At 71.6% G+C, this 9,723-nt stretch carries 8 protein-coding genes; 5 read left to right on the forward strand and 3 right to left on the reverse strand.

Annotation, left to right across the window (positions count from 1 at the left end):
* Nucleotides 1-29 precede the first annotated feature (29 nt).
* From ACFY0K_RS20100 to ACFY0K_RS20120, 5 genes are all read left to right on the forward strand, one after another.
* Complete coding sequence (locus tag ACFY0K_RS20100) at nucleotides 30-1,412, forward strand: cation:dicarboxylate symporter family transporter (RefSeq protein ID WP_352364943.1); 1,383 nt, start codon at nucleotides 30-32, stop codon at nucleotides 1,410-1,412.
* 253 nt (nucleotides 1,413-1,665) lie between these two features.
* Nucleotides 1,666-2,439: a DUF2127 domain-containing protein gene (locus ACFY0K_RS20105; RefSeq protein ID WP_352364941.1), complete on the forward strand. Its 774-nt coding sequence runs from the start codon at nucleotides 1,666-1,668 to the stop codon at nucleotides 2,437-2,439.
* Nucleotides 2,440-2,468: 29 nt separating this feature from the next.
* Entirely contained in the window at nucleotides 2,469-2,897 is a 429-nt protein-coding gene (locus ACFY0K_RS20110) for a MerR family transcriptional regulator (protein WP_351962268.1), read from the forward strand.
* Nucleotides 2,894-3,241: a thioredoxin family protein gene (locus ACFY0K_RS20115; RefSeq protein WP_390640945.1), complete on the forward strand. Its 348-nt coding sequence runs from the start codon at nucleotides 2,894-2,896 to the stop codon at nucleotides 3,239-3,241. Before ACFY0K_RS20110 ends, ACFY0K_RS20115 begins: the two co-directional genes overlap by 4 nt.
* A 149-nt stretch (nucleotides 3,242-3,390) precedes the next feature.
* Nucleotides 3,391-5,661 (forward strand): HelD family protein, encoded by a 2,271-nt coding sequence (locus tag ACFY0K_RS20120; protein WP_390640946.1) that lies wholly within the window; start codon nucleotides 3,391-3,393, stop codon nucleotides 5,659-5,661.
* On the opposite strand, the gene glgB is transcribed toward ACFY0K_RS20120, so the two are convergent.
* From glgB to ACFY0K_RS20135, 3 genes are all read right to left on the reverse strand, one after another.
* Nucleotides 5,636-7,816 carry a 1,4-alpha-glucan branching enzyme gene (glgB, locus tag ACFY0K_RS20125; RefSeq protein ID WP_390640947.1) on the reverse strand — a complete coding sequence of 727 codons (2,181 nt, stop codon included), beginning with the start codon at nucleotides 7,814-7,816 and terminating at the stop codon, nucleotides 5,636-5,638. The two genes, ACFY0K_RS20120 and glgB, sit on opposite strands and share 26 nt — an antisense overlap.
* 17 nt (nucleotides 7,817-7,833) lie before the next feature.
* Nucleotides 7,834-9,222 carry a maltokinase gene (locus ACFY0K_RS20130; protein ID WP_390640948.1) on the reverse strand — a complete coding sequence of 463 codons (1,389 nt, stop codon included), beginning with the start codon at nucleotides 9,220-9,222 and terminating at the stop codon, nucleotides 7,834-7,836.
* Nucleotides 9,223-9,354: 132 nt separating this feature from the next.
* Nucleotides 9,355-9,723 (reverse strand): alpha-glucosidase C-terminal domain-containing protein (locus ACFY0K_RS20135; protein WP_390640949.1); only part of this gene is annotated, 369 nt, incomplete at its 5' end.

Here is a 9,723-nt window from a genome sequence, read left to right on the forward strand (position 1 = left end):
TACCGACGAAGACGTCAAGGAGGGCAGCCGTGGCCGCAGCCAGCACCCCCGATACGGCACCTGCCGCACCCGCTGTGAAGCGGGACCGCACCCATTACCTGTACATCGCCGTGATCGCCGCGGTGGCGCTCGGCATCGTCGTGGGGCTGGTCTGGCCCGACGCCGGGGTCGAGCTGAAGCCGCTCGGGACCGGCTTCGTCAACCTGATCAAGATGATGATCTCACCCATCATCTTCTGCACGATCGTGCTCGGGATCGGGTCCGTCCGGAAGGCCGCCAAGGTCGGAGCCGTGGGCGGTATCGCGCTCGGGTACTTCCTGGTGATGTCGCTGGTCGCGCTGACCATCGGCCTGGTGGTCGGCAACATCCTGCACCCCGGTGACGGGCTGCACATCACCAACGCCCTCAAGGCCACCGGACACGCCCAGGTGGACTCCGAGGCGCTCGGCGGTGTCGACTTCGTGCTGTCGATCATCCCGACCACGTTCGTCTCCGCCTTCACCGAGGGCCAGGTGCTGCAGACGCTGCTGATCGCGCTGCTCGCCGGGTTCGCGCTGCAGGCCATGGGGTCGGCCGGGCAGCCGGTGCTGCGGGGCATCGAGCACGTCCAGCGGCTCGTCTTCCGCATCCTCGGCATGATCATGTGGGCCGCGCCGATCGGTGCGTTCGGTGCGATCGCCGCCGTCGTCGGGTCCGCCGGGCTCGACGCGCTCAAGAGCCTCGCCGTGCTGATGCTCGGCTTCTACGTCACCTGTGTGCTCTTCGTCTTCGTGGTGCTGGGCACGGTGCTGCGGGTCGTCTCCGGGCTCAACATCTTCACGCTGTTCAAGTACCTCGCCCGCGAGTTCCTGCTGATCCTGTCCACCTCCTCCTCCGAGTCCGCGCTTCCGCGGCTCATCGCGAAGATGGAGCACCTGGGGGTCAGCAAGCCGGTCGTCGGCATCACCGTCCCGACCGGGTACTCCTTCAACCTCGACGGCACCATGATCTACATGACCATGGCGTCGCTGTACATCGCGGACGCCCTCGGTACGCCGATGTCGGTGGGCGAGCAGATCCCGCTGCTGCTCTTCCTGCTGCTGGCCTCCAAGGGTGCGGCGGGCGTCAGCGGCGCCGGCCTCGCCACGCTGGCCGGCGGTCTGCAGTCGCACAAGCCGGCGCTGGTGGACGGTGTCGGTCTGATCGTCGGCATCGACCGGTTCATGAGCGAGGCCCGCGCGCTGACCAACTTCGCGGGCAACGCCGTCGCGACCGTCCTGATCGGCACGTGGACGAAGGAGATCGACAAGGGGCGGGTGCGGCAGGTGCTCGCCGGTGAGCTGCCGTTCGACGAGAAGACGCTGCTGGATGAGGGGGAGCCGGTGGTTGCGCCGGACCTTCCCGAGCAGCGGGAGGAGCTGGCGAAGGCTTAGCGGCTGCGTCGTCGGCTGCGGGCCGGTGGGGGCTGGTCGCGCAGTTCCTCCCCCAGCCTTCGGCCGGGGGTACCCCCAGCGCCCCTTACGGGGCGCTGCACCGCAGCATCCATGAAGCCGCCGGACGTCCGGCTCGGCCTGAACCCGGGCCGGCCGTCCGGTGCACCCCCTCGGCGGCGCCGGTCAGGCGTATCCACTAACGTGCCGTTCCTGTCCAACGGGAACGGCACATCGGTATTTGGAGGCACGGGGGATGGCGATCGACTGGGACCGTCGGCACTGCGCGCGCAAGGGGCATGTGACCTATGCCCCGGACGACCCGCGGCTGCGGGTGCGGCTGCACGCGCAGACCGCGGTCGGGGAGGCCTGGCGGTGTCTGCGCTGCGGCGACTTCGTACTCGGCGAGCCGCACGGCTCCGGGCCCGCCGGGGACGCCCCGCTGGTGCCGCGCGGGAAGGTGCTGCGGGACCTGTTCATCCTGCGGTTCCTCGCGATCGAGCGGGCCGTGCGCGGGGTGTTCATCGTGCTGGTCGCGGTCGCGGTGTGGAAGTTCAGCAACAGCCAGGACGCGGTGCGCAGGCTCTTCAACGAGTACCTGGACACCTTCCGGCCGGTCTTCAGGCACTTCCACTACGACCTCGACCACTCACCGGTCGTCGGTTCCATCCAGAAGGCCTTCGGCTACAAGCACTCCACGCTGCTGCTGGTGGCCGGACTGCTGCTGGCGTACGCGCTGATCGAACTCGTCGAGGCGGTCGGCCTCTGGTACGCCAAGCGGTGGGCGGAGTACCTGACGGTCGTCGCCACCGCCGCCTTCCTGCCGCTGGAGATCTGGGAACTCACCGAGAAGGTCAGCTATCTGAAGATCGCGACCCTCGTGCTGAACATCCTCGCGGTGCTCTACATCGCCCTCGCCAAGCGGCTGTTCGGGCTGCGCGGCGGGCGCAGGGCCTTCGACGAGGAGCGGCAGAGCGCCTCGCTCCTCGAGGTCGAGGAGTCCGCGGGGGTCCAGCCGAGCTTGTCTTGACGTCGGCGTCAGGTCTTACGGTCGTAGGCATGCGAATCGGCGAGCTGGCCGCACGGGCCGGGACCACCACGCGGGCCCTGCGGTACTACGAGGCGCGCGGGCTGCTGCCCGCGCGACGGGCCGGGAACGGGCACCGGACGTACGACGAGAGCGACCTGAGGCTGCTCACGCAGATACGGACGCTGCAGGACTTCGGGTTCGAGCTGGAGGAGACCCGGCCGTTCGTGGAGTGCCTGCGGGCCGGGCACCCGGAGGGCGACACCTGCCCGGCGTCGCTCGCGGTCTACCGGCGCAAGCTGGCGGAGCTGGACTCGCTGATCGGCGAGTTGCAGGCCGTGCGGGCGACGGTCGGGGCCCAGCTGGAGCGGGCCGAGCGGGCCCGGGACGCGCTGGCCGTCGAGGCGCTGGCTCCGGGGGGTCCGGAGCCGGTCTGCGAACTGGGAGGGACCGGGCGATGATCAAGGCGGCTGGTGTGGCCGAGGTGACGGACGCGGACTTCGCGACGGAGGTGATCGGGGCGGAGCAGCCGGTGCTGGTGGAGTTCACCGCCGACTGGTGCCCGCCGTGCCGGCAGATGGGCCCGGTGCTCACGGCCCTCGCGGCCGAGGAGCCCGAGCGGCTGAAGGTGGTCCAGCTGGACGTGGACACCAATCCGGAGACGACGAACGCGTACAAGGTCCTGTCCATGCCGACGTTCATGGTGTTCCGGAACGGTGAGCCGGTGCGGTCGATGGTGGGCGCCCGGCCCAAGCGGCGGCTGTTCGAGGAGCTGGCCGACGCGCTGCCCGACGTCCTGCGCTGAACCGACCGGTAATACGAAGAATCCCCCGGACAATTGCGTCCGGGGGATTTCTTTGCGTATATTCAAGAGTTCGCGATTTCAGGTCGAGGTGAAGTCGATGAAGTCGCGGAGAAGTTCAGTGGGCACAGTATATCCGGGCTGGAGTGGAATTGTCAAACACCGAATTTCCGGACGATGAATTGCGCCATGAGCAGGAATTCATCGACGGACTGTACGCGCGGGTGGACGCCCTGCGCGGTGACACCGAGGACTCGGTCGCGGACGCCCTCGCCCTCGGCGACAAGCCGATGCAGGCCCGCCTGGAGCGGGACATCCTGGTCGCCGAGCGCTCCGGGCTGCTCGCCGCGCTGAACGCCGTCGACGGCTCGCTGTGCTTCGGCCGCATCGACCTGACCTCCGGCACGAAGCATCACATCGGGCGGATCGGGCTGCGCCTGGACGACGCCGAGCGCACCCCGGTCCTCGTCGACTGGCGAGCCGAGGTCGCCCGCCCCTTCTACCTGGCCACCGGCCACACCCCGATGGGCCTGCGCCGCCGCCGCCACATCGCCACCGACGGCCGCCGGGTCGCCGCCCTGCACGACGAGATCCTCGATCTCGGCGACCGCGAGCGCACCGGCCACGAGGACCCGTCCGGCGACGCGGTGCTGCTCGCCGCGCTCAACTCGGCCCGCACCGGCCGGATGAGCGACATCGTGCAGACCATCCAGGCCGAGCAGGACGAGATCATCCGGGCGCCCCACCGCGGGGTCCTGGTCGTCGAGGGCGGGCCGGGCACCGGGAAGACGGCGGTCGCGCTGCACCGCGCCGCCTTCCTCCTCTACGAGTACCGGGAACTGCTCGCCAAGCGGGCGGTCCTGATCGTCGGCCCGAACCCCGCCTTCCTCGGCTACATCGGCGAGGTGCTGCCCTCGCTGGGCGAGACGGGTGTGCTGCTGGCGACGGTCGGCGAGCTGTTCCCCGGCGTGAAGGCGACGGCGTCCGACACAGCCGAGGCGGCCGCCGTGAAGGGCCGCGCCGACATGGCCGACGTGCTGGCCGCGGCCGTACGCGACCGGCAGGCGCTGCCCGACCCCGTCCTCACGATCGAGCACGACCGCGAGGTGCTGATGCTCGACGACGGCCTGGTCAACATGGCCCGCGAGCGCACCCGCGCCGCCCGGCTCCCGCACAACGTGGCCCGAGAACACTTCGAGGGCCACATCCTCAACACCCTCACCGACCTCTACGCCGAACGCGTGGGCACCGACCCCTTCGACGGCAGCAGCCTGCTCGACCCCTCCGACATCACCCAGATCCGCGACGAACTCGCCGAGAACCCCGAGGTCTGGTCCGCCATCGACCAGCTGTGGCCGCGGCTGACCCCGCAGCGCCTGGTCGCCGACTTCCTCGCCGCCCCCGAGGGATACCTGAGCGACGAGGACGCGGCCGCGGTCCGCCGCCCGGTGACCCGGACCTGGACGGTCTCGGACGTGCCGCTGCTCGACGAGGCCGCGGAGCTGCTCGGCGTGGACGAACGGGTCGCGCGGGCCCGCGCCGAACGCGAGCGCGCGACCCAGATCGCCTACGCCCAGGGCGTCCTCGACGTCTCCTACGCCTCCCGCACCTACGAGTTCGACGACAAGGAGGACAGCGACCCCGAGGCCTCCGAGGTGCTGTCCGCGCACGACATCATCGACGCCGAGCGGTTCGCCGAGCGCCAGGAGGAGGCGGACTTCCGCAGCGCGGCCGAGCGGGCGGCGGCCGACCGCACCTGGGCGTTCGGCCACATCATCGTGGACGAGGCGCAGGAGCTGTCGCCGATGGCGTGGCGGCTCCTCATGCGGCGCAGCCCGACCCGCTCCATGACCCTGGTCGGCGACCCGGCCCAGACCGCGGAGGCGGCCGGCGTCGGCTCCTGGGCGGACATCCTCCAGCCGTACGTGCAGGACCGCTGGGAGCACACCCGCCTGGGCGTCAACTACCGCACCCCGTCCGAGATCATGGACCTCGCGGCGGCCGTGGTCCGCGCCGAGCACCCCGACTTCGAGCCCCCGAGCTCGGTCCGCTCGACGGGCGTACGGCCGTGGATCAGGCAGGCGTACGACGACCTCCCGGGCGCCGTCGAGAAGGCGGTCGCCGAACTCGCCCCCGCCGAGGGCCGACTGGCCGTGATCGCCCCCCGCGACCTGCACCGCACCCTCGCCGCCCGCCTGGACGGTGTCACGGCCGGCGCCGAACCCGACCTGACGCGGACCGTCGTCCTGCTCGACCCGCGCCAGGCCAAGGGCCTCGAATTCGACTCCGTCCTCGTGGTGGAACCCGACCGCTACGGCACCAGCGACCTGTACGTGGCCCTGACCCGGGCCACCCAGCGCCTCGGCGTGCTGTACACCGGCGGCCTGCCGGACGGGCTCAGGCAGGCCGCAGCCACACCGTAGCCAGCGGCGGCAGGGTCAGCCGGATGCTCGCGGGGCGGCCGTGGCTGCCCAGCGGCTCCGGCTTGACCGGGTCGGGGTTGGTGACGTCGCTGCCGCCGTAGCGGGCCAGGTCGGTGTTGAGGGTCTCGTGCCAGGCGGGGATCTCGTCCGGGACGCCCAGGCGGTAGTCGCGGACCACGGGGGAGAGGTTGGAGACGGCGAGGAGCGGCGTGCCCTCGGCGTCCAGGCGGAGGAACGCGAAGACGTTGTCCTCCGCCGCGTCGCCCACGATCCACTGGAAGCCGTCGGGCGCAGTGTCCCGCTGCCAGAGCGCCGGGGTCACCCGGTACACCGTGTTGAGGTCGCGGACCAGGTCCCGCACGCCCCGGTGGTCGGCCGCCGCGCCGTACTCCGGGTCGAGCAGCCACCAGTCCGGGCCGTGCGCCTCCGACCACTCCGCGCCCTGCGCGAACTCCTGCCCCATGAAGAGGAGCTGCTTGCCGGGGTGGGCCCACATGAAGGCCAGGTAGGCACGGTCGTTGGCACGCTGCTGCCACCAGTCGCCGGGCATCTTCGAGACGAGCGAGCGCTTGCCGTGCACGACCTCGTCGTGGGAGATGGGCAGGACGTAGTTCTCGCTGTACGCGTACACCATCGAGAAGGTCATCTCGTGGTGGTGGTACCTGCGGTGCACCGGCTCGTGGGACATGTACTCCAGCGAGTCGTGCATCCAGCCCATGTTCCACTTCAGGCCGAAGCCCAGACCGCCGCCGTCGGTGGCGCGGGTCACGCCCTCCCACGCCGTCGACTCCTCGGCGATCGTGACCACACCCGGGGACCGGCGGTACACCGTCGCGTTCATCTCCTGGAGGAACGCCACCGCGTCCAGGTTCTCCCGGCCGCCGTGCTCGTTCGGCGTCCACTGGCCCGGCTCGCGCGAGTAGTCGAGGTAGAGCATCGAGGCGACCGCGTCCACGCGCAGCCCGTCGATGTGGAACTCCTCGCACCAGTACACGGCGTTCGCCACCAGGAAGTTGCGCACCTCGCGGCGGCCGAAGTCGAACTCCAGGGTGCCCCAGTCGGGATGCGCGGCCCGCAGCGGGTCCGCGTGCTCGTACAGCGGGCGGCCGTCGAACTCCGCCAGCGCCCAGTCGTCCCGCGGGAAGTGCGCCGGCACCCAGTCCATCAGCACCCCGATGCCGGCCCGGTGCAGCGCGTCGACCAGGAACCTGAAGTCGTCGGGGGTGCCGAGCCGGGCCGTCGGCGCGTAGAAGCCGGTGACCTGGTAGCCCCAGGAGCCCCCGAAGGGATGCTCGGCGACCGGCATCAGCTCCACGTGCGTGAAGCCCAGGTCGCTGACGTAGGCGGGCAGTTGAGCGGCCAGTTCGCGGTAGGTCAGGCCGGGGCGCCAGGACGGCAGGTGCACCTCGTAGACCGAGAACGGGGCCTCGTGCACGGGGGTGTCGCCGCGGTGCGCCATCCACTCCGCGTCGTCCCACTCGTGCCGGGACGCGGTGACGATCGACGACGTCTGCGGCGGCACCTCGGTACGCCGGGCCATCGGGTCCGCCCGCAGCGTCCGGGAGCCGTCCGGGCGCGTGATCTCGAACTTGTACAGCTCGCCCTCGCCGATGCCCGGCAGGAACAGCTCCCAGATCCCCGAGGAGCCGAGCGAGCGCATCGGAGCCCCGGTGCCGTCCCAGAAGTTGAAACCGCCGGCCACCCGTACGCCCCGCGCGTTCGGCGCCCACACCGTGAACCGGGTGCCCGGCACGTCCTGGTGGACGGTCGGATGCGCGCCGAGCGCCTCCCACAGCCGCTCGTGCCGGCCCTCGCCGATCAGGTGCAGGTCGAGGTCGCCGAGGGTGGGCAGGAAGCGGTACGCGTCCTCCGTCTCCTGGACCGTCCCCTCGTACTCCACCAGGAGCCGGTAGACCGGCACCTCGGAGAGGGGGAGCAGGGCGGAGAAGAAGCCGTCGCCGTCGTCGTGCAGTTCGGCCCGCAGATCACTGCCCGCTACGGCCGTCACCGCGCGGGCGTACGGGCGGAAGGCGCGGACGGCGATCCCGCCCGGGACCGGATGCGCGCCCAGCACCGAGTGCGGGTCGTGGTGGGTGCCGTGCAGCAGCCGCTCACGGTCGCCGTCGGCTACGGACACGGGGGTGTTGGAGGTCACGGACGCGTCTCCCGGGATCAGGTCGGGTCGGGGGTGGCCAGGCGGTGCACGGCCGACAGCGGGACGGGCAGCCAGTCGGGGCGGTGCCGGGCCTCGTAGACGACCTCGTAGACGGCCTTGTCGGTCTCGTAGGCCCGCAGCAGGACGGGGTCGGTGCGCGGGTCGGCGCCGGCGATCTCGGCGTAGCCGGCGCAGTAGGCCGCCCGGCACCCGCGCGCCCAGTCGGGGGCCGCCGGGGTCACCGAGTGGGCCGCGTAGTCGAAGGAGCGCAGCATCCCCGCGATGTCCCGCACCGGCGGCTGCGGCATCCGGCGCTCGGCCAGCGGGCGGGCCGGCTCACCCTCGAAGTCGATCAGCGACCACTCACCCGACGGCGACCGCAGGCACTGCCCCAGGTGCAGGTCGCCGTGGATGCGCTGGGCGGTCCAGGTGCGGCCCTCGGCGGCCAGGTCGGCCAGCGCGGTGTAGGCGGACCGCAGCCCGTCCTCGTACGGCCGCAGCGCCGGTACCGCCTGCACGGCCGCCGCCAGCCGCTCGGTCATGCCCGCGACCTGCGACTCCAGCTGGCTGTTCCCGAGGGTGGCGGTCGGCAGCGCCCGGGCCAGCGCCGTGTGCACCTCGGCGGTGGCCCGCCCCAGCGCCCGCGCCTCGGCCGTGAAGTCCTCGCCCTTGGCCAGTTCGCGCAGCGCCAGCTCCCAGCCGTCGGTGGCGCCCCGCACGAACGGCTGGAGGACCGCCAGGACGTACGGCTCGTCGGGCTCACCGTGCTCGCCGGCCAGCTCCGCCCGCAGCCAGGCCGTCGGGGCCGGCACCCGGGCACAGCCCTCGCGGGCCAGGGCCAGGGGTATCTCCAGGTCGGGGTTGACACCGGGCACGACCCGGCGCAACAGCTTGAGGATGAACGTATCTCCGTAGACGACCGAGGAGTTGGACTGCTCGGCGGTCAGCAGCCGGGCCACCAGGCCCTCGCGTATCTCCTGGCCCGGTTCCCGCTCGAAGCGCAGGTCGCCGATGCGGGCCCGGGTGCGCAGGGCCTCCAGCAGGACCTCGGCGGGCCGGGGGTCGTACAGCGCGTCGTAGACCGTGTGCCCGGCCAGCGGGCCGTCGGTCAGGTGTCCGATCAGCGCGGGCGCCAGCCGGGGCGGCAGCGCCTCGCGCACGCCTATGAGGAGCTGGTAGCAGTCGCCGGCCTCGGCGGGGGCGGGCGGCTGGTGGGCGCGGACCAGCAGGTGGTGCAGGCCCAGCCGGCCGTCCGAGGGCAGGAGTTCGGTCTCGGCCACCGGCGAGAAGCCGATGACCGGGGTTCCCTTGCCGGCGAACCAGCGCTGCCGGGGCAGCCACTCGCGCAGCAGGGGGTCGAGCGAGGCGAGGAGAGCGGGAGTGGAGGGGCTGACCGTTTCCGCCATGGCGGGTACGTCCTTTCCCCGGTCGTCGGGGGCGTTAGTGATGCGTGCCCCGGGCGGGCGGGAGGAAACCAATTGCCGCCGCCCGGGGTGGACCGTGCCAAGCGCTCCGCTGGGTGCGTGGTTCTTCGCTGCCTAGGCCGTCTCCGCGCGCAGCCGGAACCAGTAGAAGCCGTGCCCGGCGAGGGTGAGCAGGTAGGGCAGTTCGCCGACCGCCGGGAACCGCACCCCGCCGAACAGCTCGACCGGATGCCGGCCGTTGAACTGCCTGAGGTCCAGCTCGGTGGGCTGCGCGAAGCGGGAGAAGTTGTGCACGCACAGTACGAGATCGTCCTCGTACTCCCGCAGGAACGCGATCACCGCCGGGTTCGACGACTGCAACTCGGTATAGGACCCCAGTCCGAAGGCAGGATTCTGCTTGCGGATCTCGATCATGCGCCGGGTCCAGTGCAGCAGGGACGACGGCGAGGACATGGAGGCCTCGACGTTGGTGACCTGGTAGCC

Source organism: Streptomyces sp. NPDC001507 (assembly GCF_042894765.1).
Taxonomy (GTDB): domain Bacteria; phylum Actinomycetota; class Actinomycetes; order Streptomycetales; family Streptomycetaceae; genus Streptomyces.

Excerpts from the sequence above, each read along its gene's own strand:
- ACFY0K_RS20105 (WP_352364941.1), top strand. The coding sequence starts at position 1,666 with ATGGCGATCGACTGGGACCGTCGGCACTGCGCGCGCAAGGGGCATGTG.
- ACFY0K_RS20130 (WP_390640948.1), bottom strand. The coding sequence starts at position 9,222 with ATGGCGGAAACGGTCAGCCCCTCCACTCCCGCTCTCCTCGCCTCGCTC.
- ACFY0K_RS20110 (WP_351962268.1), top strand. The coding sequence starts at position 2,469 with ATGCGAATCGGCGAGCTGGCCGCACGGGCCGGGACCACCACGCGGGCC.
- ACFY0K_RS20115 (WP_390640945.1), top strand. The coding sequence starts at position 2,894 with ATGATCAAGGCGGCTGGTGTGGCCGAGGTGACGGACGCGGACTTCGCG.